24 protein-coding genes are annotated in these 26,529 nt (G+C 53.6%); 16 read left to right on the forward strand and 8 right to left on the reverse strand.

Annotation, left to right across the window (positions count from 1 at the left end; all coding sequences use genetic code 11):
- The first annotated feature begins 97 nt into the window (after positions 1-97).
- A complete protein-coding gene (locus EVX52_RS24280) occupies positions 98-2,374 on the forward strand; it encodes a diguanylate cyclase (RefSeq protein WP_129955604.1) in 2,277 nt (758 codons plus the stop codon).
- Between the two features lie 13 nt (positions 2,375-2,387).
- Here the strand turns inward: EVX52_RS24280 and alkA are convergent, their stop codons facing one another.
- On the reverse strand, positions 2,388-3,251 hold the full coding sequence (gene alkA / locus EVX52_RS24285) for a DNA-3-methyladenine glycosylase 2 (protein WP_240783497.1): 864 nt from the start codon (positions 3,249-3,251) through the stop codon (positions 2,388-2,390).
- Between the two features lie 121 nt (positions 3,252-3,372).
- The gene (cysS, locus tag EVX52_RS24290; RefSeq protein WP_129992285.1) at positions 3,373-4,764 is read right to left on the reverse strand and encodes a cysteine--tRNA ligase; all 1,392 of its coding nucleotides are present in this window, start codon (positions 4,762-4,764) and stop codon (positions 3,373-3,375) included.
- 227 nt (positions 4,765-4,991) lie between these two features.
- Here cysS and ppiB point away from each other — a divergent pair, with 227 nt between their 5' ends.
- Both ppiB and lpxH read left to right on the forward strand, forming a co-directional pair.
- On the forward strand, positions 4,992-5,486 hold the full coding sequence (gene ppiB / locus EVX52_RS24295) for a peptidylprolyl isomerase B (protein WP_129992286.1): 495 nt from the start codon (positions 4,992-4,994) through the stop codon (positions 5,484-5,486).
- Positions 5,487-5,497: 11 nt separating this feature from the next.
- Complete coding sequence (gene lpxH, locus EVX52_RS24300; RefSeq protein ID WP_129992287.1) at positions 5,498-6,220, forward strand: UDP-2,3-diacylglucosamine diphosphatase; 723 nt, start codon at positions 5,498-5,500, stop codon at positions 6,218-6,220.
- Between the two features lie 111 nt (positions 6,221-6,331).
- Here the strand turns inward: lpxH and EVX52_RS24305 are convergent, their stop codons facing one another.
- A complete protein-coding gene (locus tag EVX52_RS24305; protein ID WP_129992288.1) occupies positions 6,332-6,964 on the reverse strand; it encodes a tRNA-(ms[2]io[6]A)-hydroxylase in 633 nt (210 codons plus the stop codon).
- Positions 6,965-7,144: 180 nt separating this feature from the next.
- On the opposite strand from EVX52_RS24305, the gene purE reads away from it, so the two are divergent.
- Positions 7,145-7,654 carry a 5-(carboxyamino)imidazole ribonucleotide mutase gene (gene purE / locus EVX52_RS24310; protein WP_129955610.1) on the forward strand — a complete coding sequence of 170 codons (510 nt, stop codon included), beginning with the start codon at positions 7,145-7,147 and terminating at the stop codon, positions 7,652-7,654.
- Positions 7,651-8,715: a 5-(carboxyamino)imidazole ribonucleotide synthase gene (gene purK / locus EVX52_RS24315; protein WP_129955611.1), complete on the forward strand. Its 1,065-nt coding sequence runs from the start codon at positions 7,651-7,653 to the stop codon at positions 8,713-8,715. The genes purE and purK overlap by 4 nt, the downstream gene beginning before the upstream one ends.
- A gap of 120 nt (positions 8,716-8,835) precedes the next feature.
- On the opposite strand, the gene ybbP is transcribed toward purK, so the two are convergent.
- Together ybbP and ybbA are read right to left on the reverse strand one after the other, a co-directional pair.
- Positions 8,836-11,268 (reverse strand): putative ABC transporter permease subunit YbbP, encoded by a 2,433-nt coding sequence (gene ybbP, locus EVX52_RS24320; RefSeq protein ID WP_129992289.1) that lies wholly within the window; start codon positions 11,266-11,268, stop codon positions 8,836-8,838.
- Positions 11,265-11,951 carry a putative ABC transporter ATP-binding protein YbbA gene (gene ybbA / locus EVX52_RS24325; protein ID WP_129955613.1) on the reverse strand — a complete coding sequence of 229 codons (687 nt, stop codon included), beginning with the start codon at positions 11,949-11,951 and terminating at the stop codon, positions 11,265-11,267. Before ybbA ends, ybbP begins: the two co-directional genes overlap by 4 nt.
- Between ybbA and tesA the strand changes: the two genes are divergently transcribed.
- The 5 genes from tesA (at position 11,922) to EVX52_RS24350 (ending at position 16,127) form a co-directional block, all read left to right on the forward strand.
- On the forward strand, positions 11,922-12,551 hold the full coding sequence (tesA, locus tag EVX52_RS24330; RefSeq protein WP_129955627.1) for a multifunctional acyl-CoA thioesterase I/protease I/lysophospholipase L1: 630 nt from the start codon (positions 11,922-11,924) through the stop codon (positions 12,549-12,551). The two genes, ybbA and tesA, sit on opposite strands and share 30 nt — an antisense overlap.
- A gap of 121 nt (positions 12,552-12,672) precedes the next feature.
- On the forward strand, positions 12,673-13,449 hold the full coding sequence (locus tag EVX52_RS24335; RefSeq protein ID WP_129955614.1) for an SDR family oxidoreductase: 777 nt from the start codon (positions 12,673-12,675) through the stop codon (positions 13,447-13,449).
- Positions 13,450-13,657: 208 nt separating this feature from the next.
- Complete coding sequence (locus EVX52_RS24340) at positions 13,658-14,515, forward strand: co-chaperone YbbN (protein ID WP_129955615.1); 858 nt, start codon at positions 13,658-13,660, stop codon at positions 14,513-14,515.
- A gap of 236 nt (positions 14,516-14,751) precedes the next feature.
- Entirely contained in the window at positions 14,752-15,672 is a 921-nt protein-coding gene (locus EVX52_RS24345) for an SPFH domain-containing protein (RefSeq protein ID WP_129955616.1), read from the forward strand.
- Positions 15,672-16,127, forward strand: a complete 456-nt coding sequence (locus EVX52_RS24350) for an NfeD family protein (RefSeq protein WP_129992290.1) — start codon at positions 15,672-15,674, stop codon at positions 16,125-16,127. The genes EVX52_RS24345 and EVX52_RS24350 overlap by 1 nt, the downstream gene beginning before the upstream one ends.
- A gap of 8 nt (positions 16,128-16,135) precedes the next feature.
- Here EVX52_RS24350 and cueR read toward each other — a convergent pair whose 3' ends face one another.
- From cueR to EVX52_RS24365, 3 genes are all read right to left on the reverse strand, one after another.
- A complete protein-coding gene (gene cueR / locus EVX52_RS24355; protein WP_129955618.1) occupies positions 16,136-16,537 on the reverse strand; it encodes a Cu(I)-responsive transcriptional regulator in 402 nt (133 codons plus the stop codon).
- 62 nt (positions 16,538-16,599) lie between these two features.
- Positions 16,600-17,391 carry an ABC transporter permease gene (locus EVX52_RS24360; protein WP_205952718.1) on the reverse strand — a complete coding sequence of 264 codons (792 nt, stop codon included), beginning with the start codon at positions 17,389-17,391 and terminating at the stop codon, positions 16,600-16,602.
- Positions 17,363-18,301, reverse strand: coding sequence for an extracellular solute-binding protein (locus EVX52_RS24365; protein WP_240783496.1), 939 nt, complete (start codon positions 18,299-18,301; stop codon positions 17,363-17,365). Before EVX52_RS24365 ends, EVX52_RS24360 begins: the two co-directional genes overlap by 29 nt.
- A gap of 188 nt (positions 18,302-18,489) precedes the next feature.
- Between EVX52_RS24365 and copA the strand changes: the two genes are divergently transcribed.
- The 6 genes from copA to EVX52_RS25390 form a co-directional block, all read left to right on the forward strand.
- Positions 18,490-21,033, forward strand: a complete 2,544-nt coding sequence (gene copA / locus EVX52_RS24370) for a copper-exporting P-type ATPase CopA (protein ID WP_129992292.1) — start codon at positions 18,490-18,492, stop codon at positions 21,031-21,033.
- Positions 21,034-21,083: 50 nt separating this feature from the next.
- A complete protein-coding gene (locus tag EVX52_RS24375) occupies positions 21,084-21,884 on the forward strand; it encodes a TraB/GumN family protein (protein WP_129992293.1) in 801 nt (266 codons plus the stop codon).
- A 256-nt stretch (positions 21,885-22,140) separates the two neighbouring features.
- The gene (ybaK, locus tag EVX52_RS24380; RefSeq protein WP_129992294.1) at positions 22,141-22,620 is read left to right on the forward strand and encodes a Cys-tRNA(Pro)/Cys-tRNA(Cys) deacylase YbaK; all 480 of its coding nucleotides are present in this window, start codon (positions 22,141-22,143) and stop codon (positions 22,618-22,620) included.
- Between the two features lie 44 nt (positions 22,621-22,664).
- On the forward strand, positions 22,665-23,882 hold the full coding sequence (locus tag EVX52_RS24385) for an MFS transporter (RefSeq protein WP_129992295.1): 1,218 nt from the start codon (positions 22,665-22,667) through the stop codon (positions 23,880-23,882).
- Positions 23,883-24,112: 230 nt separating this feature from the next.
- Positions 24,113-25,804 carry a YbaL family putative K(+) efflux transporter gene (gene ybaL, locus EVX52_RS24390; RefSeq protein WP_129992296.1) on the forward strand — a complete coding sequence of 564 codons (1,692 nt, stop codon included), beginning with the start codon at positions 24,113-24,115 and terminating at the stop codon, positions 25,802-25,804.
- A gap of 309 nt (positions 25,805-26,113) precedes the next feature.
- Positions 26,114-26,529, forward strand: a 416-nt coding sequence (locus EVX52_RS25390; RefSeq protein ID WP_205952720.1) for a hypothetical protein, incomplete at its 3' end; no start/stop codon positions are given.

Below are 26,529 nucleotides of genomic sequence, written 5' to 3' on the forward strand. Positions count from 1 at the left end.
TCGCAGCCCGACTTGCGACAGGTGCAGAGTAACAGGAATAAATAAGTGTCACTGCGACTGCCTGCAACTCTCCGTCAGCCAGAAAAAGGTTTTCATTGTGGAAAAGAGCAAACCGCTTTCACGCAGGATTTATCGGGCAAACTGGACATCCTGCTTACTTTTGGGCATTTCAATTTGCCTGCTGGCGCTGACTTGCCTGAGTATTATTCAGAAGTCATCCAGCCTCGCCGGGATGTGGCTACCGACGGCATTGCTGATCCCTGTTTTATTCCATAACCGTTATCGCGCCTGGATCCCGCTGCTGGGGTCCGCTGCGCTTGGGATCGCGGCATCACATACCATCCTCGGCACCCCTTTTTTCCATTACCTGCCTTATCTGATCAACAATCTTATTGAAGGGGCACTTTGCGCCGCGTTGTTGCGCAGAATGCTGCCAGCCCAGGATCCGCTTTCCGGGCTGGGTTCCTGGATGAAATTTCTCTTCGTCGCGGTAATTTTCTGCCCGCTGGTCGGCGCGTTAATTATGCTGTTGTTTATTCTGCCTGCTCATACCCCGGCGGAATTACAAAGCCGCTTTGTGACCTGGTTTATGTCAGAAGCGGTGGCGATCCTCGCTCTCACACCACTGGGGCTAATCTACCAGCGCGGCTATCTGTCTAAACTGCTCACTTCACGACGTCTGTTCGGGCTACTTCTGACGTTAATCCTGACCCTGGCCGCCGGTTATCTTGCGCTGAAATGGCTGCCTTACACTTTCGCATTTATCACCATTCCCCTGCTGTGGTGCGCCATTCGTTTACCCCGGATTGAAGCGTTCATTATTTTCCTGGCAGTGACCCTGATGATTGCGTTACTGCATACCAGCGGCATTATTTCTGTTCAGCCGCGACTGTCGATTCAGGTCCCCCAGGGGTTAATTTTTCTGCCGCTGTTACTGATTCTGATGCCTGCGAATGCCATGGCGATGGCGATGCATGCGCTGCGCGCTGAAAAATCTCACATCACGCAGAGTGAAAATCGCTTCAGAAATGCCATGGAATATTCAGCGATTGGTATGACGCTGGTATCTCCGGAAGGCAAACTGTTGCAGGTAAACAAAGCGTTATGTCAGTTGCTGGGTTATGAGGCGGAGTATCTGACGACCCTGACGTTCCAGGAAATTACCTATCATGACGATTTGGGCAAAGACCTGATGCTACTGCAGCAACTGCTTAACGATGAAATCCAGAGCTACACTCTGGAGAAGCGCTATATGCGCCGCAGCGGGGAAATTATCTGGACACTGCTCGCCGTATCGCTGGTGCGTGATGAACACCATAATCCGCTGTATTTCATTTCTCAGATTGAAGATATCAACGAACTTAAACACACCGAAGTGACCAATAAGCGCCTTTCGGAAGCGCTGCATGAAGAAAAAGAACTGCTGCATATCACGCTCAATTCTATCAATGAAGCCGTGATCTCAACTGACCGTAACATGAATATTACTTTCATGAATCCGGTGGCCGAGAAAATGACCGGCTGGACAGAACAGCAGGCACAGGGACAACCGGTGAGCCGCATTGTGCTTATCAGCAAAGGGGCGGGAGGGCCGCTTATCGATAACCTTTTGCAGTTTGATATCAATGAAAACCTGCACTCTTCGGTTGAGCGTTCCCTGGTTCTGCACGGACAGCATACTGCTTTGTTTGACGTTCAGCTGGCCGTGTCGCCGCTGCGTACATTGAAAGACGAACCGATTGGCATTGTGCTGGTACTACAGGATGTCAGTAAATCCCGCGAACTGATGCGCAAACTTAGCTACAGCGCCTCTCACGATTTACTCACCGGGTTATCGAATCGTGGCAGCTTCGAATCGAGCCTGAAAAAAGCGCTCAATGTGACGGCAACACAACGTCAGTCTCATGTGCTGGCGTTTATCGATCTGGATCATTTTAAGGCGATTAACGACACGGCAGGGCATGCCGCCGGGGATGAACTGCTGCGTCAATTAAGCACCCTGATGCAGGAGAATATCCGCAACAGTGACCGGCTGGCGCGGCTGGGTGGCGATGAATTTGCGCTGATTTTATTTGATTGTCCCCAGGAACAGGGGTTGATAACGCTTCAGCATCTGGTGGATAAAATCAATAATTTTTACTTTATTTGGGAAGGAAATGGCTACCGGATCGGAGCCAGCGCAGGGATGACGCAAATAAACGATGCAAACGTAACCGGCAGCGAATACATGGCACAGGCGGATATGGCCTGCTATATCGCCAAACACAACGGACGCGGGCGGGTTTATAAATATGAACCGGAGCAAAAAAACGCCATCGCGTACACCAGCGGCGAAACACCGCCTGAAAATCCTCAGTCTGGTGCACAAGGGTAACATTGGAACCCGACTAGGGCATATCCGGCTGCCAGTCGTGATTGAACCATAAATGTAGCGTGGCATAAGTACGCCAGGGTTTCCAGATTTCAGCATAGCGGGCAATTTTCGCCGGCGTCATTCCCGGAAAGCGTTGCTTAATCAGATAATCGCCCCCGAGAAAAACATCAGGCGCAGACCAGGCGCGCATGGCGATATAACTGGCGGTCCAGTTGCCAATCCCCGGCATTGCCAGCAGTTGTTTTATTCCGTCCTGCACATCGGTGATGTCATCCAGCGGCAAACGCCCCTCTTCCACCGCCTGTGCAAGATTAATCAGACATGCCGCACGCTTGCCCTGCACACCGATGCCCCGTAAATCATCCACCGTTAACTGCCCGATCGTAGCCGCAGATGGAAACAAATGGGTCAGCGCCACAAACGGCGTACACACAGGATCTCCCCATTTTTCGGTCAGCCGCGTCGCCAGTGTCGCCGCCATTTTCACGCTCACCAGTTGTCCGAGAATGGCGCGAACCGTCAGCTCAAAACGGTTGATACAGCCCGGCAGACGTAATCCCACGGCGTTTTCCGCCAGCGTCCCCAGACCGCCGGCGATCAGCATCGGCTGCGCGTCCAGATCCAGCAAACGCCGCACCTGTGCCGCCACTTTTTCCGTGACCGGCGAGAGCGACGCCGACACTTCCAGCTCAACGCCATGTTGCTCAGGCAACGGACGCAGCCGCAACCAGCCTGTCAGCCGTTCACCATTGTGCATCACTGCCAGCGTGCGCTGATAATATTCGCCGTCCTGCTGTTCGACGCCCTGCAACGCACGTACGCCGAGAAAAGTCGTCATCCATTGCCAGTCATACGGGGGCTGATACGTCAGAAGCATTCGGGTCACAGGGTAATCCTTATAAAAAAGCCTCCAAAAAGGAGGCTGTTGAGATCACGCCTCTCCAAAATAACTGGAGTTGCAGCAAGGCACACTGCTGCAGCTTCAGGTATGAAGGAGATTACTTGCGGCGCCAGGTGGTTCCGGCAGCGCCATCTTCTAACACGATACCCATTTCATTGAGACGATCACGCGCTTTGTCCGCCATGCCCCAGTCTTTGCTGGCACGGGCATCGTTACGTTGTTTGATCAACGCTTCGATTTCAGCCACTTCGTCGTCATTATCCGCCTGTGCGCCGGACTTGAGGAACTGCTCCGGATCCTGTTCCAGCAGGCCAAGTACACCCGCCAGCTGGCGCAGTTCGGCGGCCAGTCCGTTTGCCGCAGACAGGTCTTCCGCTTTCAGGCGGTTGATGTCACGCGCCATATCGAACAGCACAGAATAAGCTTCCGGCGTATTGAAATCGTCGTCCATAGCGGCACGGAAACGCGCAACGAAAGCCTCACCACCGGCTGGCATTGCAGCAGCATCGGTCCCGCGCAGCGCGGTGTAAAGACGCTCCATTGAGGTACGCGCCAGTTTCAGATTCTCTTCGCTGTAATTCAGCTGGCTGCGGTAATGACCCGACATCAGGAAATAGCGCACACTTTCAGCATCGTAATATTTCAGCACGTCGCGCACCGTAAAGAAGTTATCCAGCGATTTGGACATCTTTTCACGATCAATCATCACCATACCGGAGTGCATCCAGGTATTCACATACGGACCGTCATGCGCGCAGCTTGACTGTGCAATTTCGTTTTCATGGTGCGGGAACATCAGATCAGAACCGCCGCCGTGAATGTCGAAATGCGCGCCGAGCTGTTTGCAGTTCATGGCAGAACATTCGATATGCCAGCCCGGGCGACCTTCGCCCCACGGTGATGTCCAGCTCGGCTCGCCCGGCTTAGACATTTTCCACAACACAAAATCCATCGGATTGCGTTTCACGTTAGCTTCAACTTCAACGCGTGCGCCAGCCTGTAACTGATCCAGATCCTGACGGGACAACACGCCGTAATCCGGATCACTTTCCACCCAGAACATCACGTCGCCGTTCGACGCGACATAAGCATGGTTGCGGTCAATCAGCTTCTGCACGATATCGATGATCTCATCAATGTGCCGCGTCGCACGCGGTTCCGCGTCCGGTGGCAAAATGTTCAGTGAGGCAAAATCAGCGTGCATTTCCGCGATCATACGATCGGTTAGCGACATGAAAGTTTCGCCATTTTCAGCGGCACGTTTAATGATTTTGTCGTCGATATCGGTAATGTTGCGCACATATTTCAGGTCATAACCGAGGTAGCGCAGATAACGTGATACCACGTCGAAAGACACAAAGGTGCGACCATGGCCGATATGACACAGGTCGTAAACAGTGATCCCACACACGTACATACCGACTTTACCGGCATGAATTGGCTTGAATTCCTCTTTTTGGCGACTCAGGGTATTAAAAATCTTCAGCATCAGGCTATTCCGTGTGTTGGGCGTAGAAAATGACGTTGACGCGTTTAAGCGACACTAACGCGTATAATATAACGAAAATGATTTCACCGAAACGCCATAAGGCCACCGGACGGGCTTTAGTCATCACAAAGCCACTGCTGACGGCAACTTTTGAGTTATGGTATAAGAAAAGGCTATAGTAGCCGCTCTTACTAAGAGCACACATCAACATTAGCAGGATGATAAATATGGTCACTTTCCACACTAACCACGGCGACATCATCATTAATACTTTCGCTGACAAAGCGCCAGCCACCGTTGAAAACTTCCTGAACTATTGCCGTAAAGGCTTCTACGACAACACTATTTTCCACCGTGTGATTAACGGTTTCATGATCCAGGGCGGCGGTTTTGAGCCAGGCATGAACCAGAAAAACACCGATGCGCCTATCAATAATGAAGCAGACAATGGTCTGAAAAATACCAAAGGCACGCTGGCAATGGCGCGTACCAACGATCCGCACTCCGCCACGGCTCAGTTCTTCATCAACGTCACTGACAACGATTTCCTGAACCACAGCGGCAAAAATGCGCAAGGTTGGGGTTACTGCGTATTCGCAGAAGTGGTCGAAGGCATGGATGTGGTTGACGCGATCAAAGCCGTCAAAACCGGCCGCAGCGGCATGCACCAGGACGTTCCAAAAGAAGATGTTGTGATCAAAAGCGTCACAGTCAGCGAATAATCAACGTCGGGATGACCACGTTTTTTATTGCAGATATCCATCTTTGCGCACAGGAACCGGCAATCACTGCCGGTTTTCTGCGTTTTCTGCGCGAAGATGCGCCGCAGGCTGATGCCCTGTACATTCTCGGTGACCTGTTTGAAGCCTGGATAGGCGACGATGATCCGCAGCCGCTTCATGCCGAGATCGCCGCAGCACTCAATCAGTTACACCAGCAAGGCGTACCCTGCTTTTTCATTCATGGTAACCGCGATTTTCTGCTCGGCAGACGCTTCGCACGCGACAGCCTGATGACATTGCTGCCGGAAAAAAAAGTGCTTGAGCTGTATGGCCGCCGCGTCCTGATCCTGCACGGTGATACCCTGTGTACCGATGATGTCGCGTATCAAAATTTCCGCAAAAAAGTCCACAACCCGCTGATCCAAAAACTTTTCCTGATGCTGCCGCTGAAATGGCGGCTGGCGATTGCCGCCAGAATGCGCGCCAACAGCAAAGCCTCAAATCAGGGTAAGTCACTGGATATTATGGATGTGAACCCGCAGGCAGTGATCAGCGAAATGCAGACGTCAGGCGTAGAATGGATGATTCACGGCCATACCCATCGTCCGGCGATCCACGAGGTGGCGTTGCAGAATAAAACCGGGCACCGGGTGGTACTCGGTGCCTGGCACGAAGAAGGCTCGATGGTCAAGGTGACTGCCGACAACGTGGAACTGATCAGCTTCCCGTTTTGAGTCACCCTCCCATTACCCTGAATAATGTTGAGTTGCCGAAGGCAACAAGTTTGTGAATCCCCGGGAGCTTAGCTGGCTCAGTGACCAGGGCGAATGAACGCAGTCAACATATCAGCAGCCTGAAGTATGAAGGGTAACAGGTACGCCGCTGTGGAAGCGGAATTGCTCATCCGGCGTGAGGATCAGTTCCGCTTCAATTCTGCCAAACTCCTCTACCCGTTCACGGATATCCGTTCCGGCATACTGTTCTGCCAGCGCCAGGTAATCGGCAAAATGCCGTGATTCAGAACGCAGCAGTGAGGTATAAAAGCGCGATAAGGTTTCATCGAGATGTGGCGCAATTTTGGCAAAGCGCTCGCAGGAACGCGCTTCGATGTACGCTCCGATAATCAGCCGGTCAACCAGAATATTCAGATCATCATGATGACGGGTATGTTTGATCATCCCGCTGGCATAGCGCGACGGTGAAAGCTGGGTATAAGTAATATTGCGTTTTTGCATGATTTCCACCACCTGCTCAAAGTGGTGAAGCTCTTCCCGTGCCAGACGGGCCGCGCAAAACAGCAGTTCAGTGCGCTCAAGATATTTGGTCATCAGGCTCATCGCCGTTGCCGCCGCTTTCTTTTCACAGTTGGCGTGATCAATCAGCATCACCGTCTGATTTTCCAGCGCCACATCGACCCAGATAGCAGGGGTTTCACAGTGAAGAAAATCATAAATCGGTGCCAGTAAAGCCTGCGTCATAAATCAGTTTCCAGTCAGATTTGTCATTAACAGCGTGAGGGGGATTATACAAATCTGCCGCCAACTTCTCATCAAAAATGCGCGGTTTTCCGGCGACGCAACCGTTTTCCTCCCTCACGGAGCATGCTATCATTTGCGCCCTCGCAGTTTCTATTTCCGAATCACAGGAGCTTTACAGACATGTCATCCAACGTTACCCCGGCAAAAATCGCCATCGTTATGGGGTCAAAAAGTGACTGGGCGACCATGCAGTTCGCCGCCGACGTCCTCACAACGCTGAATATTCCTTTCCATGTCGATATCGTCTCCGCTCACCGTACGCCGGACAAGTTATTTACTTTCGCTGAGCAGGCTTCCGCTAACGGATTTGATGTGATCATCGCGGGTGCCGGTGGCGCAGCGCATTTACCGGGCATGCTGGCGGCGAAGACGCTGGTACCGGTGTTGGGTGTTCCGGTGCAAAGTGCGGCACTCAGTGGCATCGACAGCTTATATTCCATCGTGCAGATGCCGCGTGGCATTCCGGTCGGTACGCTGGCGATTGGTAAAGCGGGTGCGGCTAACGCGGCGCTACTGGCGGCACAGATTCTGGCGCTGCATGATGCTGAAATCGCCAAAAATCTGGCGACATGGCGCACTACACAAACGGACGAAGTGCTGAATAATCCCGATCCGCGGGAGGAAGCATGAAACCGGTTTGCGTACTCGGAAACGGCCAGTTAGGCAGAATGCTGCGTCAGGCCGGTGAACCACTGGGCATCGCCGTATATCCCGTCGGCCTGGATGCCGAGCCGGAAGCCGTACCGTATCAGCAAAGCGTCATCACTGCTGAAATCGAGCGCTGGCCGGAAACTGCCCTGACCCGTGAACTGGCGACGCATAATGCGTTCGTCAACCGCGATATTTTCCCGCGTCTGGCCGACCGCCTGACGCAAAAACAGTTACTGGATCAACTCGGCCTGGCAACCGCACCATGGCAATTGCTGGCCGATGTTGCCCAATGGCCGCAGGTTTTCTCACAGCTGGGTGAACTGGCGATTGTGAAACGTCGTGTTGGCGGTTACGACGGCCGGGGTCAGTGGCGTCTGCGTTCAGGCGAAGAAAATACGCTGCCGCAGGATTGCTACGGCGAATGCATCGTTGAGCAGGGCATCAATTTCTCCGGTGAAGTCTCGCTGGTGGGTGCGCGCGGACACGACGGCAAAACGGTCTTTTATCCGCTGACCCACAACCTGCATCAGGACGGTATTTTGCGCACCAGCGTTGCGCTGCCACAGCCGGATGCTAATCTGCAACGGCAGGCAGAAGGCATGCTGTCGGCCATCATGAACGAACTGAAATATGTCGGCGTGATGGCGATGGAATGTTTCGTGGTCAGCGAAGGGTTGCTGATCAACGAGCTGGCGCCGCGTGTGCATAACAGCGGACACTGGACGCAAAACGGCGCATCCTACAGTCAGTTTGAAATGCATCTGCGCGCCATTCTCGATCTGCCACTGCCGAAACCGGTAGTGAGTTCGCCGTCGGTGATGGTGAATCTGATTGGCACCGATGTATCAGAAAAATGGCTGAGTCTGCCGCTGGTCAATCTACACTGGTATGAGAAAGACGTGCGTCCGGGTCGTAAAGTCGGACACCTGAATCTCAACGACGCCAGCGCCAGCCTGCTGAAAGACACTCTCAACGCACTGGTCCCGATGCTGCCGCCAGAATACGCCAGCGGCATTGAATGGGCAGTTGATAAGCTTTGATTTGATCGACTCCCTCCCCTGCGAAGGGGGAGGAGAAAAGCGCGATCGGCTCCCTCCCCTGCGATGAACTGAACCCCTAAACCTGGACACCCGGTTAGCGCAGGGGGAGGCGTTTAGAAACTACGAGTCGTATTGCCTGAACAACGCCCGTCCCCGCAGCAATCTGACACCCAGCCAGCCACCGCAAACTGACAACAGCACCGCCCCGACGACCGGAACCGCAATCCACATCAGATAATTCGGCTCCCACGGGAAATCAAACACTTTGCGTTGCAGCAGCCATAACGCGGCTTCCGCACCGATTGCGGCGGCGATCCCGGCCACCAGCCCGAGCACGGCAAATTCACACCACAGTGTCCGGTGGAGCATTTTTTTGCTGGCACCCAGCGTACGGTAAACAATCAGTTCCTGACGGCGCTGATGCATGCCGACCTGAATCTGCGCCAGCAACAGCAATCCGCCACACAGCATCACCAGGATCACCATCACTTCCAGCGCCCTGCTGACCTGCTGTAATACCTGCCCGACCTGACGCAGAATCGCGCCGATATCCAGCAAACTCAGCGTCGGGAACTGGCGGTTAAGCTGCGTGATAGTGCTGATATCGCCATGATAGCGGAAGCTGGTCAGCCAGCTTTGCGGTTGTGCATCCAGCGCACCAGGCGGGAAGATAAAGTAGAAATTCGGCTTCAGGCTGTCCCAGTCTACTTTCCGCAGGCTGGTAATTCTGGCACTGAATTCCTGCGTATCGCCGCTGAACATCACGGTATCACCGAGTTTAAGCCCCAGTCTTCCCGCCAGCCCTTCGTCAATTGACACTTCACCGGCTTTCGGCGGCCCGTTGCCTGCCACCAGCGGATTGTGATCCGGCAAGCCCTGCATCCAGGTCAGATTCAGCTCACGGTTCACCGCTTCCCCGCCCGCATCGTCCGGTCTGATGATATCCGTGGCCACTTTATCGTTAATCTTTGTCAGGCGAACCCGCACAATCGGATAGAAGGTTTCCGGCTCAGCGTTATGCTGATGCAGGAAATCCGTTACCTGTGGGATCTGCTCTTTGGTGATATTAAGCAGGAAGTAATTCGGACTGTCCGGCGGCAGTTGTTGTTCCCAGCGGTCCAGCAAATCACCACGCATCACCAGCAGTAACGCCAGCAACATAAACGACATTGAGAACGCCGCCAGCTGACTGAGTGTTACCCACGGCTGGCGCAGCAGGCGGTTAACCGCCAGACGCAGCGGTAACTGACGGAGCGTCAGCTTGCGTAACAGCATCAGTGCTCCCCAGCCAGTCACACCGAGCAGTAACGAAAGCACCAGCACGCCTGCCAGCAACGACCAGAGCAGTGAACTTCCGCCCATCAGTGCCGCCAGCAGACCGATCACCACCAATACCATTACCGGCAGGAAATAACGCAGCGGCCAGACATTCGCTACCACGTCATGGCGTAGCACACGCAGCGGCTGTGTGGCCAGCAATTGACGATAGGGACGGATGCCGATCAGCAGAGAAATCACCACCATCGCACCCATCGACCACACCCACGGCCAGCCACCGGCAGGCGGCAAGGTGGCGGGCAGAACCGGTGCCAGCACCTTCATAAGCACGGCTTCAAACACCCGACCGATCACGCTACCGCACAACCCTGCCAGTACCAGTACTGCCAGCCACTGACCAATAATCAGTTTGCGCAGCGCTTTTTTCCCGGCACCCAGTGTTTTCAGCACCGCAACCAGATCGTAACGGCTGCGGCAATAATGCCCCATTGAAACGGCAATGGCGGCAATCGACAGCATCAGCGTCAGCAACGCAGACAGCGTGAGGAATTGCTGTGAACGCTGTAAGGATTTGCCCAGCGCGCCATCGGAATCTTCCATGCCGCTCCAGCGCTGATCCGCCTTGAGCAGGCCTTTTATCGCCTCACCATAACTCTGAATGGCCTGCGGTGAACCGGCAAACATATAGCGATACGTCAGCCTGCTGCCCGGCTGAACAGCACCGGTTTTTTTCACGTCTTCCAGATTCATGATCACCCGGGGTGCAGTCTGGAAGGGGTTAAAGCCTGAATCCGGCTCCTGTAGGATCACACCGGCAATTTTCAGCGTGGTATCACCCACATCCAGATTGTCACCGATTTTCACGTTCAGCAGCGCCAGTAATCGCGGCGCAACCAGTACCGTTCCCGGCTCAGGTTTCAGCCCTGCCGGTTCGGTTTGTAACGCCCCATACAGCGGATACGCCAGATCAGTCGCTTTAACCGCTGCCAGTTGCGGCGTTTCACCGGCAAAAGTCATGGTCATGAAAGAGAGCTGACGGCTGACTTTTAATCCCTGCGCCTGGGCATCTTGCAGCCAGGCTTCGGTGATCGGACGGGCAGAACTCAGCACGCGATCCCCGGCAATAAACTCACGGCTCTGCTGACTCAGCCCTTTGTCCATGCGGTCGCTGATGCTGCCGAGGGCCAGCACACAGGCTACCGCCAGCGCCAGCGCCAGCCAGACAATCAGCAGTGAGGGCGAACGCCATTCCCGCCAGAACCAGCGCCAGATCATGCTTCCTCCCACAATTTCCCGTCACGCAGACGTAACCGGCGCTGACAACGCGCCGCCAGCTGTTCGTCGTGCGTGACCAGAATCAGCGTCGTCGCCGCATCACGGTTTAGTGAGAACAGCAGATCGACAATGCGTTCGCCGGTTACGCGATCCAGATTACCGGTCGGCTCATCGGCAAAGAGCAATTTCGGCTTGCCGATAAAGGCCCGCGCCAGCGCTACACGTTGCTGCTCACCGCCGGAAAGTTGTGCCGGAAGATGATGAAGACGTTCGCCCAGCCCCAGGCTTTCCAGTAACTGCATCGCCTGCTGACGGCTGCGGCTGTCGCTTTCGCCACGTAACAACGCAGGAAGTTGAACATTTTCCAGCGCGTTGAGTGTCGGCACCAGCATGAAGGACTGAAACACAAAACCAACATTTTTAGCCCGCAGTGCTGCGCGCCCTTCTTCGTTCAGTTCGCTAAGAGATTTACCCAGCAATTTCACGTCACCGCGGGTGCCATCATCCAGCCCGGCAAGAATGCCAAGCAAGGTGGATTTACCGGAGCCGGATTCGCCAATCAGGGCAATTGTCTGGGCAGGTTTGACAACCAGCTCCACACCGGACAGGATGGTGAGCTGACCTTCACCCTGACCGACGTGCTTACTTAGATGATGAACTTCAAGAACATTTTCCGCTGGCATCTCCCCTTCCTTATGTTGTTAGGATTATTGAGTTTTCGCGCCGTTGCTGCTGATAACTTGCTGATTATTGGCGACAGTCTGAGTGCTGTCTATCGCCTTCCGGTAGCCGAATCGTGGCCGACATTACTGAATAACAACTGGCAAAAAGAAGGCGGTAAACCCACCATTATCAATGCCAGTATCAGCGGTGATACCGCTGAACAAGGGCTGGCACGCCTGCCGTCCTTGCTGCAACAACATCATCCCCGCTGGGTGCTGATTGAACTGGGCGCCAACGACGGGTTACGGGGCTTCCCGCCACAGGCCATCTCCCGGACGCTGACCCAGGTGATTAAGCAGGTTAAACAGGCCAATGCCCAACCGCTGCTGATGCAAATCCGCCTCCCGCCAAATTATGGCCGCCGCTACGGCGATGCGTTCTACGCCATTTATCCGGCACTGGCAAAGCAGGAGAACATCCCGCTGGTGCCGTTCTTTATGGAACAGGTCGCCGTGAAACCTGAGTGGATGCAGGACGACGGCTTACATCCGGCCCTGGCAGCACAGTCGTTTATTGCCGGATGGATGTCAGAAAAACTCACGCCGCTGCTGGTACATTAGGGTTAAAATACGACGAATAAAATAATACCGGGACGTGAGTAAAACCAAGACGTTACCTTTTTCACCCGACTCCCTAGTAAATCACAGCCATAAAAAATAGGGACACCTCACAGGTAAAGTTATGCAAAAAGCAGTATTAATCACCGGTTGTTCCAGCGGTATCGGACTGGTTGCCGCACAGGATTTGCGCGCACGCGGTTATCGGGTTCTGGCGGCATGTCGTAAAACACAGGATATCGACACACTGCAACAAATGGGTTTTGAAACTATTCAGTGTGATCTTGATGACAAACAGAGCGTCGAACTTGCGGCTGCCAGGGTCATAGCACTGACCGGCAACCGTCTGTACGGCCTGTTTAATAATGCAGGTTACGGTGTTTACGGCCCGCTCGGCAGCATCAGCCGTGAGCAGTTCGAACAACAATTTTCCACCAATTTGTTTGGTACACATCAGCTGACGCAGCTTTTGTTACCCGCCATGTTACCGCACGGCGAAGGCCGTATTATCCAGACCAGCTCGGTGATGGGGCTGATAACGACGCCACGACGTGGCGCTTATGCCGCCAGTAAATTTGCGCTGGAGGCCTGGTCCGATACGCTACGTATGGAACTTCACGGTACGGGGATTCAGGTCAGCCTGATTGAACCCGGTCCGCTGAGCAGTAATTTCACCGCCAATGTGAATCAGTCACAGGCCGACCAGCCGGTAGAAAATCCAGGCATTGCACGACGTTTTACGCTCAGGCCTGAGGCAGTTTTACCCAAACTGCACCATGCTTTAGAAAACCCGCGCGCGCGTTTTCGTTATCCGGTCACGCTGGTCGCCCATGCGCTGACGGTACTTAAACGCCTGTTACCGGCACGCCTGCTGGACAAAATATTACGCGGAAACAGCTAAGTAAAAACGATAAGGGGTTGAAGCGGCACGCGTCGCCCCCATCTATTCTTAAATACTTTAATTTTCTATACCCTAAATAATTCGGCTTGCGGGAAGGCGGCAAGTTCACGAATCCCCGGGAGCTTAGATACCTAAGTGACCGGGGTCAGTGAGCGTAGCCAACGCATCAGCAGTTCGAAGTATGACAGGTAGCGGAGAGAACAAATTCATGCTTGCACAACCTACAGTAATCGATATCAACGAAACCAATCTGCACCAGACGCTGGAACAATCTATGTCGGTGCCGGTGATGTTCTATTTCTGGTCTGAACGCAGCCAGCATTGTCTGCAACTGGGGCCCGTTCTGGACAAACTGGCTGCGGAATACGCCGGTCAGCTGATCCTGGCAAAAGTGGACTGCGATGCCGAGCAGATGATCGCCCAGCAATTTGGCCTGCGCTCAATTCCTGCCGTTTACCTGTTCAAGGACGGTCAGCCGGTCGATGGTTTCCAGGGGCCGCAGCCGGAAGAGGTGATCCGCGAACTGTTGCAGAAAGTGCTGCCGAAAGAAGAAGAGCTGAAACTGGCCGAGGCACAGGAGCTGCTGCAGGCGGGCAATACTCATGACGCCCTGCCGTTACTGAAAGAAGCGTGGCAACTGAGCAATCAGCGCAGTGATATTGGCCTGTTGCTGGCGGAAACCCAAATTCATCTGAACCGTACCGATGATGCAGAGGCCGTGCTGGCGACCATCCCGCTGCAGGATAAAGATTCCCGTTATCAGGGGCTGGTTGCGCAAATTGAGTTGCTGAAACAGGCAGCCGACACGCCGGAAATTCAGTTGTTACAACAGGAATTGCAGCAGGATCCTGAAAACGCCGAGTTAGTGGTAAAACTCAGCCTGCAACTGCATCAGGTCGGGCGTAACGAAGAAGCACTGGAACTGCTGATGGCGCCGCTGAAGAAAGATTTGGGCGCGGCAAACGGGGCAGCGCGTAAGACACTGATGGATATTATGGCGGCACTGGGCACCGGTGATGCGCTGGCAGCGAAGTATCGTCGTCAGTTATATTCCTTACTTTATTAATACGCTGGCTTCACCGTAAAACAGCAGACGCACGTCATTTAACCGGACGTGCGTTTTTTTTTAAGCTTTCCTCCGCCTTTATCCGCAGAACCCTTCTTTTATTAATACGATGACTTAACGATTTGTGCGATAATTGTACATGCGCCTGACCCAGCGGTGAGAGCGCCAGGGACATGTTTTTATTCGATTATTCCCACAGGAATCATCAGAACGCAGTTTTACAGGAGTTACATACTATGTTTGACCTCATTCCCATTCCTATCCTTATTCTGATCGTACTGGCCTTGCTGGTGGTCTACGCCGGCATCAAGATCGTGCCTCAGGGCTATCAGTGGACCGTCGAACGTTTTGGCCGTTATACCAAGACCCTGATGCCCGGACTGAATCTGGTCGTGCCGTTTGTTGACCGCATCGGCCGTAAAATTAATATGATGGAGCAGGTGCTGGATATTCCTTCACAGGAAGTCATTTCCCGCGATAACGCCAATGTGGCCATCGATGCCGTGTGTTTTATTCAGGTTATTGATCCCGCACGCGCTGCCTATGAGGTCAGTAATCTGGAGCAGGCGATCGTCAATCTGACAATGACGAACTTCCGTACCGTTCTCGGTTCGATGGAACTCGACGAGATGCTGTCACAACGTGACAATATCAACGCACGTTTGCTGCATATCGTTGATGAAGCCACCAATCCCTGGGGTGTAAAAATCACCCGTATCGAGATCCGTGACGTGCGCCCACCGGCTGAGCTGATCTCCGCAATGAACGCGCAGATGAAAGCCGAACGTACAAAACGTGCCGATATTCTGGAAGCAGAAGGGGTACGGCAGTCCGCCATTTTGCGTGCTGAAGGTGAAAAGCAGTCACAAATTCTGAAAGCGGAAGGTGAGCGTCAGTCGGCATTCCTGCAGGCTGAGGCGCGTGAACGTGCGGCAGAGGCGGAAGCGCAGGCAACCAAAATGGTGTCCGAAGCGATTGCTGCCGGTGATGTGCAGGCGATTAACTACTTCGTGGCACAAAAATATACGGATGCCCTGACGAAAATTGGTTCTGCCAATAACAGCAAAATCATCATGATGCCGCTGGATGCTACCAGTCTGATGGGGTCAATCGGCGGTATTGCTGAGCTGCTAAAAGAAACCAAAGGCGGCAAATAATGCCACATGATTTCATGGCAAACCCGCACGTATTCTGGCTGTCTCTGGGCGGCCTGTTACTGGCGGCTGAGCTGGTGGGTGCGAGTGGTTACTTGCTATGGAGTGGCGTGGCGGCCGCCTTAGTGGGCGCTGTCACGTGGATCCTGCCGCTACCGTGGGAATGGCAGGGCACAGCGTTTGCACTGCTGACCATTCTGGCCGCGTGGCTGTGGTGGAAGTGGCTGAACCAGCGGGTGGATAAATCCGCCGGCAATTCAGCATTGAATCAGCGAGGCCAGCAGTTAGTCGGCACTTATGCCACGGTGCTGGAACCCGTCACTAATCAGTTCACGCGGGTACAAATCGGTGACAGCAGCTGGCGCGCTATCTGTACGTCGCCGCTGAACGCCGGTGACAAAGTGATTATCACCGGCGTGGAAGGCGCGACGCTGCGCGTGGAACCTGAAACCCGTTAAATAAGATCTCAGTGTTTGTGGCAACACCCTGAGAGATTGTCGATGATCGGGCACTCGGCTCCGTCATCGCCGGGACAGGCCTCTGCCAGCGTAAGTAAGCGCTCATGCATTGTTTTCAGTTCTTGAATGTGCCGCTCAATTTCAGCGGCCTTTTCCAGGGTACGCGCTTTTACATCCGCGCTGTGCCTGTCAGGATTGTGGAACAATGCCACCAGTTCCTGGCACTCTTCTAACGTAAATCCGACCTGCCGCGCCTGGCGCAACAATGTCAGTTCTTCGATATGTTTTTGCGCATAGCGGCGATAGCCGTTTTCACTGCGGGCCGGTGCGGTGACCAGCCCTTTTTCTTCATAAAAACGAATCGCTTTGCTGGTCAGCCCGGTTTTTTTCGCCACATCACTGATATTCATTTCGCCTCCACGACAACCTGATTTTTGCGCATGATAAAGACATCATACGCAATTACCGGCGATCAGCTGTAATGCACAGTCTGTTTTTTGGTACGCAGAAGCAGCCACATCGGCAACGGCAACGGCAGAGTCACCATCAGCAGGATCCATAGCAGCGAGTACACCGAGGTCACCCCGTCGTTTTGCAGGTTGATAAACATTTTTACCGGAATGCCCTGCGGGAAATAACAGAATACCATCACAATACCAAACTCCCCGATGGCACGTACCCAGGCGATCGCCACACCGGCGGCAATCCCGCGTGAGGCCAGCGGTAATGTCAGCCGGATAAATACCTGAAACGGTGATGCACCGAGTGTTTTCCCTGCCTCTTCGACATCTTCCGGCACGGCCTCCAGCGCGCCTCTCGCGGATAAAATAAAATACGGTAACGCACCATAAATCTGCGCCAGCACGAACGCGGGCGCATTGTTATTAAGCGTCATGCCGATAGCGGAAAGGATTTCCCCGACCGAGCCATAAGGTCCGTAAACCGACACCAGTAAAATCCCCATCGCCAGCGGCGGTGTCAGCAAAGGGATCAGCACCAGTACTTCCACAATATTGCGCCAGCGCGATGACGTTTTCGCCAGCCAGAAGGTTACCGGCAAACCGAGAACCACAATCAGCCCTACCGACACCAGGCTGAGACCGAGCGAAACGACTACCGCATGGCTGTCACCGTAAGCCAGATGAAAATCTGACCACGGCGTCAGGAAAAGCAGGGTAACAAACGGCACCATCAGCAACGCCAGAGCGGGAACCGCCAGTCCTGACGCACGCAACTTAAAGGTTTCCGCCTTTCGGCTTATCATAGCCATTTTGTTCAAACAGCTTCTGCCTCCTGGCACTTTGCATGTAGCTGATGAACTGTTTGGCCAGCTGAGGATGCGGCGCGTTGTTCAGCACAACTGCGTAGAACACCAGCGGCTGGGTGCTCAGCGTTTTCTCTTTACCGGCCGCATCTTTCACATTAAAAGTCACTTTGCTGTACCCGTCATTGCTCATCTGCGGATTGCTCAGGTTAATCTCGTCCGGCAATTTAATGTACGGCAGATGGGCTGAACGGGTGGCGCTCTCGTAACCTGATGCCGCATCTACCTGACCGGCTTCCAGACGCGTCAGCAATCCGCCTTCGCCGGAAATCTGTTGAGGATTTTGTACATCGCCCAGCACTGCTTTTTCCAGCCCCGGCTGTTTATAGTAATTCTCCGCCAGCATCATGGTGAAAATGATGTTCTGCCCCTGCGGATCACTGACCGGATCGGTACGACCAAATTGCAGCCCGGGGGTTTGCAGCACTTTCCACCACGGTTCTGCGCCCGCTTTCCCGTCTTTTATCGCGGCAAATTTTTCGGCATATTTTCCTTTCGGGTTATAAGCGATCACCATGCTGGTGCTGGCGACAGGGATCGCCTGCCCGGCCAGCCCGGCTTTTTGCAGGATCTTAACCGGCCCTGGCGTGATCGAAACGAATACATCCGCCACCACTTTTTTCGACGCCAGCAAATTCGCCATGCCGTAAGCGCCCTGCCCCTGTCCCTGATAATTCACTTTCTTTTCTTTCGCGAAATCCGGTCCGAGGTATTTGTCCATGACCACCCCCATCGAACCGGCGTAAGTCACACGAAAATCCTCCGCTGCCTGCGAAGCCTGTGCCGCTACCAGAAGTGCCGCAGTCAGCAACGCTTTTTGCATCATTGCCATCGTCTTTTTGTTTCCCATTGTAGTTTACCGTTATTGAACTTTTCGTTATATATCCCAGGGTATAACGATAAGGCAAAGTCAGCGCGCGTTTCTAAATAAATTGTAAATGGACGATAAATGAAAATAACCGATACCGTGGCTTGACCTTCACCTTGCGGGAAGGTTTATCCTTTGTCCTGAGTGAAGCTAACCTAAGGAAAATAATCATGACGACCACCGTATTATCTCTGCAAGGCCTGTCCTGCGGGCACTGCGTGGCTTCAACGCGTAAAGCGCTGGAAGCTGTGGAAGGCACGACCGCCGTTGAAGTTTCTCTGGATAAAGCCATCGTTGAAGGCAATGCAAGCAGCCAGAGTCTGATCGACGCAGTGGTCAGCGCCGGTTACGAAGCGCAGGTAGCAGGAGACGCATCCCCAAAATCTGAGCCGCTGACCGATAAGGCGAGTGTTTTGCCGGAACCCCTGTCAGCGGCTGTGTCACCCGTTCCGGCTGAGACTCACGCCCCGCAAGCCGCAGACGCCAGCGTACAGTTGTTGCTCAGCGGCATGAGCTGCGCCAGTTGCGTCAGTAAAGTGCAACGGGCGCTGGAAGGCGTGGGGGGTGTCGAACGGGCGCGGGTCAACCTGGCGGAACGCAGTGCGCTGGTCAGCGGCAATGCTGATCAAAACGCGCTGATTGCCGCTGTTGAACGGGCCGGCTACGGCGCTGAAATTATTATCGACGAAACCAAGCGCCGCGAGCGCCAGCAACAAACCTCACGCCAAAGCATGATCCGTTTCAGCTGGCAGGCGGCGGTCGGCTTAGCTGCCGGTATCCCTATGATGTTATGGGGATTGTTCGGCGGTGAAATGATGGTCACCCGCAGCAATCAGACCGGCTGGCTGATTGTCGGCCTGCTGACGTTACTGATCATGGTTGTCGCTGGCGGACATTTCTACCGCAGTGCCTGGAAAAACCTGATGCACGGCAGTGCCAATATGGACACGCTGGTGTCACTGGGTACCGGTGCGGCCTGGATATTCTCTTTTGCTGTCAGCCTGTGGCCGGAAGCGTTTCCAATGCAGGCGCGCCATCTCTACTATGAAGCCAGCGTGATGATTATCGGCCTGATTAATCTCGGTCATGCGCTGGAACAACGCGGACGTCAGCGTTCATCCAAGGCGCTCGAACGCTTACTGGATCTGACACCGCCAACCGCACGGGTCGTCACCGGAGAAGGCGAAAAAAACCTGCCGCTGGCTGAAGTACAGCAAGGCATGACGCTGCGTCTGACCACCGGTGACCGTGTGCCGGTTGACGGTGAGATTCAAAGCGGCGAAGCCTGGATGGATGAAGCCATGCTGACCGGCGAGCCAATTCCTCAGCAGAAATCGCAGGGTGAAAAAGTCCATGCGGGGACGCTGGTCAAAGACGGCAGCGTGCTGTTTCGTGCTGACGCCATCGGCAGCCAGACCACCCTGTCGCGGATCATCAAACTGGTGCGCGAAGCTCAGAGCAGCAAACCGGAAATCGGTAAGCTGGCAGATAAAATTTCTTCTGTCTTCGTGCCCGTGGTGGTGCTGATAGCCCTGTTAAGCGGCGCAATCTGGTACTTCTTCGGCCCGCAGCCACAACTGATGTACACACTGGTGATCGTCACTACCGTGCTGATTATTGCCTGCCCTTGTGCACTGGGATTAGCGACGCCGATGTCAGTTACGGCGGGTGTAGGCCGTGCAGCAGAATTCGGCGTACTGGTACGTGATGCCGATGCGCTGCAAAAAGCCAGTACCCTCACCACGCTGGTATTTGATAAAACCGGGACGCTGACAGAAGGCCAGCCCAAAGTGACCGATATCCATACCTTTGGCGGCACCCGTGAACAACAGGCGCTGCGCTATGCGGCCGCGCTGGAAAAAGGATCGCACCATCCGCTGGCACAAGCGATCGTTGACAAAGCGGAAGGGCTGGCCGTTCCTGATGTGTTGAATTTCCGTACATTGGGTGGTCTGGGCCTGCGCGGTGATGCTGAAGATTCGGCGTTATTATTAGGTAACCAGGCGCTGATGCAGGAAAACGGCATCGACACTTCTGATGCCAATACGCTGCTGGAAAGCATGGCAGGTGAAGGCGCGACACCGGTATTGCTTGCCGTTGACGGAAAACTGGCAGCCCTGTTTGCGCTGCGCGATCCATTACGGGAAGACAGTGTCAGTGCCCTGCAACGTCTGCATCAGCTTGGGTATCAACTGGTGATGCTGACCGGCGATAACCCGCGTACCGCTCAGGCAATTGCCGCACAAGCGGGAATCGATAAAGTGATTGCCGGTGTGCGTCCGGAAGGTAAAGCGGATGCCATTAAAGCATTGCAGGCCGGAGGCCAGCAGGTCGCCATGATCGGTGACGGTATTAATGACGCACCGGCACTGGCACAGGCAGATGTCGGGATCGCGATGGGTGGCGGCAGCGATGTCGCGATCGAAACGGCGGCCATTACGCTGATGCGTCCGAGCCTGAACGGTGTCGCCGATGCACTGGCGATGTCACAGGCGACGCTGCGTAATATGAAGCAGAACCTGCTGGGCGCGTTTGTGTATAACGTGATTGGTATTCCGGTTGCAGCCGGTGTGCTTTATCCACTAACCGGCACCTTGCTCAGCCCGGTAGTCGCGGGCGCAGCAATGGCGCTGTCATCAATTACCGTCGTCGCTAATGCAAATCGTCTGTTGCACTTTAAGCCGAAAAAACAAGACGTTTCCCCTGTTCGCTAAAACGCTGACACGTTAGCATGGTCTCTCATTTTTTCGGGAGACCATGCACTATGGCGCAGTTTTTAAACCGGGTGATCCGCAGGCTTCGCAGGCTGTTTCCCGTCGAGTATTCTTATCCCGCCATTGATATTCAGCTTCCGGGCAACCGCGCACTGCATCTGGTTGGCAGCATTCATATGGGCACGCAAGATATGCAACCGCTGCCGGCGAAATTGTTGCGTCGCCTGCAAAAAGCCGATGCGCTGATTGTGGAAGCCGATATCAGCACAACAGAATCCCCTTTCAGCATGACCGGTGAATTTCCGCCGCTGGCCGAACGCCTGCCTGAATCACAATATCTGCACGTCGAACGTTTATGCGAAGAACTGGGTGTCTCAATGTGGACGCTGAACCCGCTGCCGTCGTGGCAGGTCGCCCTGATGTTGCAGGCTACGCAGGCGCAGCGCCTCGGGCTGCGCGGACATTACGGCATTGATTATCAGCTGTTGCAGATCGCTAAAAAGCAGGGAAAGAAAATCATTGAGCTGGAAGGTCCGCAGGAACAGTTCGAATTATTGCAGCACTTGCCGGACGACGGACTCGCATTGCTGGAAGATACCCTGACACACTGGCAAACCAATGCCCGTTTGCTGCAAACCATGATCAGCTGGTGGCTGGATACCAAACCAGGACTGGCTGCCGAGCCTTTGCCGAATACCTTCAGCAGCGATTTGTACGATATCCTGATGAATCAGCGTAATCTGCGCTGGAAACAGCTGCTTCTGGATCTTCCGCCGGGGCATTATGTCGTCGCCGTCGGCGCACTGCATTTGTATGGCGAAGGGAACCTGCCGGAATTACTGAAAGATTAAAAAAATGGCCGGTTTTTAAGGCCGGCCAGTCAAAGAGGAATTTCATTTTATTAGTTATAGCTTCAGTGCCAGCCTTTACAGGCGCAGCACCGGCGGCCACAGGGTATCAATCTGTGTTGGGTCTTGGCAATAACCATTCCTTACTCTACTATTTCTCTCTCGCTTAATAATCGCACTTTATTGTTAAATTTCATCAGATTGAACAGACGATGAAATTTCGAACAAAACCGTAAAAATAAAACTGAGGAGACAGGCTATGACCCCTGCCGTATTACTCCTGGAAAAGAATAAAGTCAGCTTTACCCTTCACCCGTATGAACACAGCAGCGATGAAACCCATTTTGGCGATGAGGCCGTTAAAAAACTCGGCCTGGATGCCCGTCAGGTCTATAAAACCCTGCTGGTTTCACTGAATGGCGATGCTAAAAATCTGGCCGTAGCGGTGACGCCGGTGGCATCCCAGCTGGATTTAAAGAAAGTTGCGAAAGCGCTGGGGGCGAAAAAAGCCGATATGGCGGATCCTATGATTGCGCAACGTGTTACCGGTTATCTGGTCGGTGGCATCAGTCCCCTTGGGCAGAAAAAATTGCTACCGACGGTCATCGACAGCCCGGCGCAGACCTTCAATAGCATTTATGTTTCAGGCGGTAAACGCGGTCTTGATATTGAACTCGCGGCAAGCGATCTTTGTCGCTTACTAAAAGGTCAGTTTGCTGAGATCGCGAAAATCGGCTGACGATCTGGACTCTGCATCTCTACAATAAGAAGGCTTCCTCCGCTATGACAGACACGACGTCAACGCCGGTCAGCCCGCAGAAAAACGCAGTCAAAAAGACTGCGTTTTCTATTCTGGCGGCGATCAGCGTTTCTCACCTGCTTAATGACATGATCCAGTCGCTGATACTGGCGATTTATCCGTTGCTGCAAAACGAGTTTTCCCTGAGCTTCACACAGATCGGGCTGATCACGCTGACGTACCAGATCACCGCATCGCTGTTGCAACCGCTGATTGGCTATTACACCGATAAACATCCGCAGCCCTATTCTTTGCCAATCGGCATGGGCTTTACGCTCTCCGGCCTGCTGCTGCTGGCGATAGCACAGAGTTTTCCTGTCGTGCTGTTGGCTGCGGCGCTGGTCGGGACCGGTTCTTCAGTTTTCCACCCTGAATCTTCGCGCGTGGCACGCATGGCTTCCGGCGGTCGTCACGGGCTGGCGCAGTCACTGTTCCAGGTCGGTGGTAATTTCGGGGCTGCCCTGGGCCCGTTGCTGGCAGCGCTGATTATCGCGCCTTACGGTAAAGGCAACGTGGCATGGTTCTCACTGGCGGCATTGCTCGGCATTGTGGTGTTACTGCAAATCAGTAAATGGTATCGCCAGCAAAACCTGATCGCTAAAACACGCGGCCCGGTGAAAAGCACGGTGGCCCGGTTGCCACGTAAAACGGTGATGCGGTCACTGGGTATTTTGCTGATCCTGATATTTTCGAAATATTTCTACCTGACCAGCCTGAGCAGCTATTACACCTTTTACCTGATACATAAATTTGGTGTATCTGTGCAAAACGCGCAGGTTCATCTGTTTATTTTTCTGTTTGCTGTGGCAGCGGGCACCATTATCGGCGGCCCGGTGGGCGATAGGATTGGGCGCAAATACGTCATCTGGGCTTCGATTCTTGGCGTTGCGCCATTTACGCTACTTTTGCCACACGCGAGTCTGATGTGGACCAGCGTATTGAGTGTAATTATCGGTGTGATCCTCGCCTCGGCATTTTCGGCGATTCTGGTTTTCGCACAGGAGCTGATGCCGGGAAAAGTCGGCATGGTGTCCGGACTGTTCTTCGGTCTGGCCTTCGGTATGGGCGGGCTTGGCGCCGCGGTTCTCGGCTATGTGGCGGATAAAACCAGCATCGAACTGGTGTATCAGATTTGTGCCTTCCTGCCGTTGCTGGGGATCCTGACAGCATTCCTGCCGAATATTGAACGTAAACAAGCCTGAGTTTGCCTCTTGCCGCCGCCGGTACTTCGTTACCGGTGGCATCAAACCTCCTGTCTCTCTTGATATCTTTCGCATAAAACCCATTTAAATCGTTCGTTGGCATTTTTTTCATTGCCTGTGGGGGATTTCCCGCGAAAAAATCTGAATTTCTCTCTGCGTAACCGATTTTTACCATACACTTAGACACAATCTGCAACACATTTGCCTTATGTATACCAGAAGGAGTCTGAATGCATCATTCTACACCTCTCATCACTACCATCGTTGGCGGTCTGGTTCTGGCGTTCCTGTTAGGAATGCTCGCCAACCGCCTGCGAATTTCCCCCCTGGTGGGCTATCTCACTGCCGGCGTGCTGGCTGGCCCGTTTACACCGGGCTTCGTTGCCGACACTTCGCTGGCTCCGGAGCTGGCAGAAATTGGTGTCATCCTGCTGATGTTTGGCGTCGGTTTGCATTTTTCTCTGAAAGATTTACTCGCTGTAAAATCGATAGCCATTCCCGGCGCTGTGGCGCAAATCGCGGTAGCGACGCTGCTTGGAATGGGATTATCACGCCTGATGGGCTGGGATCTGGCCACCGGACTGGTGTTCGGACTGTGCCTGTCCACCGCCAGTACTGTGGTGTTGCTGCGGGCGCTGGAAGAACGGCAACTGATTGAAAGCCAGCGCGGGCAAATCGCCATCGGCTGGCTGATTGTGGAAGATCTGGTGATGGTGCTGACGCTGGTTCTGCTGCCCGCGTTCAGCGGCATGCTCGAAAGCCATCACTCCAGCCCGGTTGAACTGCTGACAGGATTGGCGGTGACTATCGGTAAAGTGATTGCGTTTATGGTGCTGATGATGGTGGTAGGCCGCCGCATGGTGCCGTGGATCCTCGCGAAAACTGCCAGTACCGGATCACGCGAACTGTTTACACTCTCGGTACTGGCGCTGGCGCTGGGCATCGCCTACGGCGCAGTGGAATTCTTTGATGTGTCATTCGCTCTCGGTGCATTCTTCGCGGGTATGGTGCTCAATGAATCCGAACTCAGCCAGCGTGCCGCCCATGACACACTGCCGCTGCGTGATGCATTTGCGGTGCTGTTCTTCGTGTCGGTAGGCATGTTGTTCGACCCGATGATTCTGGTTCGCGAGCCGCTTACCGTGATCGCCACGTTGGCGATTATCATGTTCGGTAAATCGATTGCAGCCTTCCTGCTGGTGAAAATGTTCGGACATTCCAAACGCACCGCGCTGACAATTTCTGTCAGTCTGGCGCAAATTGGTGAATTCGCCTTTATTCTCGCAGGCCTTGGGATTTCGCTGGGTTTACTGTCTGAACATGGCCGCAATCTGGTACTGGCGGGGGCCATTCTGTCGATTATGTTTAACCCGCTGCTGTTCACGCTGCTTGAAAAGTATCTGGCGAAAACCGAAACCATCGAAGATCAGAGCATCGAAGAAGCTGTGGAAGACGAGAAGCAAATCCCGTTCGATTTGTGCAATCATGCGCTGCTGGTCGGTTATGGTCGTGTCGGCAGCCTGCTCGGCGAGAAACTTCAGGCCGCCGGTATTCCACTGGTGGTGATTGAAAATTCGCGTCCACGCGTCGAAGCGCTACGCGATCAGGGGATCAGCACCGTGCTGGGCAACGCCGCCAATCAGGAAGTGATGGATCTTGCGCGTCTCGACTGCGCCCGCTGGCTGCTGGTGACCATTCCCAACGGTTATGAAGCCGGTGAAATCGTCGCATCGGCACGTACCAAACGGCCCAATATCGAGATCATTGCCCGTGCGCATTATGATGACGAAGTCACCTATATCATGGAGCGCGGTGCGGATCGCGTGGTGATGGGTGAGCGGGAAATCGCTAACAGTATGCTGGGTATGCTGCAGATCGATCTTATGCCTGATGACGAAAAAAGGTCTTTTTACCCCGTTTGACACCATGCTGAAATCCGGGCGCAGACTTTTCGTTGCGCCCTTTCGCGCGAGATTAATCTCTTCTTTATTCTCCATAATAATAAAAGACCTGCAATCGTATTATTGCTCAGGTTTCCCTGGATGTAAAAAATCGATATATAATTGATGGTGATTATATACCACCAATACATTCATAAAATTTATGATATTCAAAAAACAAATGACAAGCGCCAGAAAATTAATATTTAGGATGTTTAAATTTATATATTAAATATCATCCACACGTTATAATTCGCCCGGATTAATATGGATATTAACGGAAATTAAAACATGAAATATTTAAACAAACACTCAGTAAAAGTATTATCTTTAGTAATTTTATCAATATTATCATCAGGTTCATACGCAGATTCCGGTTATATTAATACAGGGGTAACTCCCTCCTGGTCGGGTTCAACATCTGGGGCTAACGTTTCCCCTGGAACGAGTATAGATATAACCTCTCATAATAACGCCAGCTCTATGGATGCAACCGTCCAGCGCGACGGTGCAGGTATCCCATCGGGGGCAACTGTCCCGGCGGGAACGAGTATAGATATAACCCCTCATAATAACGCCGGCTCTATGGATGCAACCGTCCAGCGCGACGGTGCAGGTATCCCATCGGGGGCAACTGTCCCGGCGGGAACGAGTATAGATATAACCTCTCATAATAACGCCAGCTCTATGGATGCAACCGTCCAGCG

Origin of the sequence: Rahnella sp. CFA14(1/10), assembly GCF_004195095.1 — a bacterium.
Classification (GTDB): domain Bacteria; phylum Pseudomonadota; class Gammaproteobacteria; order Enterobacterales; family Enterobacteriaceae; genus Rahnella; species Rahnella perminowiae.

Coding starts and splice junctions, on each gene's coding strand:
- ybaL (WP_129992296.1), top strand. CDS start 24,113: ATGCATCATTCTACACCTCTCATCACTACCATCGTTGGCGGTCTGGTT.
- ppiB (WP_129992286.1), top strand. CDS start 4,992: ATGGTCACTTTCCACACTAACCACGGCGACATCATCATTAATACTTTC.
- EVX52_RS24385 (WP_129992295.1), top strand. CDS start 22,665: ATGACAGACACGACGTCAACGCCGGTCAGCCCGCAGAAAAACGCAGTC.
- EVX52_RS24350 (WP_129992290.1), top strand. CDS start 15,672: ATGCCACATGATTTCATGGCAAACCCGCACGTATTCTGGCTGTCTCTG.
- EVX52_RS24365 (WP_240783496.1), bottom strand. CDS start 18,301: ATGGGAAACAAAAAGACGATGGCAATGATGCAAAAAGCGTTGCTGACT.
- EVX52_RS24305 (WP_129992288.1), bottom strand. CDS start 6,964: ATGACGCAGGCTTTACTGGCACCGATTTATGATTTTCTTCACTGTGAA.
- tesA (WP_129955627.1), top strand. CDS start 11,922: ATGAACTTCAAGAACATTTTCCGCTGGCATCTCCCCTTCCTTATGTTG.
- cueR (WP_129955618.1), bottom strand. CDS start 16,537: ATGAATATCAGTGATGTGGCGAAAAAAACCGGGCTGACCAGCAAAGCG.
- ybbP (WP_129992289.1), bottom strand. CDS start 11,268: ATGATCTGGCGCTGGTTCTGGCGGGAATGGCGTTCGCCCTCACTGCTG.
- cysS (WP_129992285.1), bottom strand. CDS start 4,764: ATGCTGAAGATTTTTAATACCCTGAGTCGCCAAAAAGAGGAATTCAAG.
- EVX52_RS24335 (WP_129955614.1), top strand. CDS start 12,673: ATGCAAAAAGCAGTATTAATCACCGGTTGTTCCAGCGGTATCGGACTG.
- lpxH (WP_129992287.1), top strand. CDS start 5,498: ATGACCACGTTTTTTATTGCAGATATCCATCTTTGCGCACAGGAACCG.
- alkA (WP_240783497.1), bottom strand. CDS start 3,251: ATGCTTCTGACGTATCAGCCCCCGTATGACTGGCAATGGATGACGACT.
- copA (WP_129992292.1), top strand. CDS start 18,490: ATGACGACCACCGTATTATCTCTGCAAGGCCTGTCCTGCGGGCACTGC.
- EVX52_RS24360 (WP_205952718.1), bottom strand. CDS start 17,391: ATGATAAGCCGAAAGGCGGAAACCTTTAAGTTGCGTGCGTCAGGACTG.
- purE (WP_129955610.1), top strand. CDS start 7,145: ATGTCATCCAACGTTACCCCGGCAAAAATCGCCATCGTTATGGGGTCA.
- ybbA (WP_129955613.1), bottom strand. CDS start 11,951: ATGCCAGCGGAAAATGTTCTTGAAGTTCATCATCTAAGTAAGCACGTC.
- ybaK (WP_129992294.1), top strand. CDS start 22,141: ATGACCCCTGCCGTATTACTCCTGGAAAAGAATAAAGTCAGCTTTACC.
- EVX52_RS24345 (WP_129955616.1), top strand. CDS start 14,752: ATGTTTGACCTCATTCCCATTCCTATCCTTATTCTGATCGTACTGGCC.
- EVX52_RS24340 (WP_129955615.1), top strand. CDS start 13,658: ATGCTTGCACAACCTACAGTAATCGATATCAACGAAACCAATCTGCAC.
- EVX52_RS24375 (WP_129992293.1), top strand. CDS start 21,084: ATGGCGCAGTTTTTAAACCGGGTGATCCGCAGGCTTCGCAGGCTGTTT.
- purK (WP_129955611.1), top strand. CDS start 7,651: ATGAAACCGGTTTGCGTACTCGGAAACGGCCAGTTAGGCAGAATGCTG.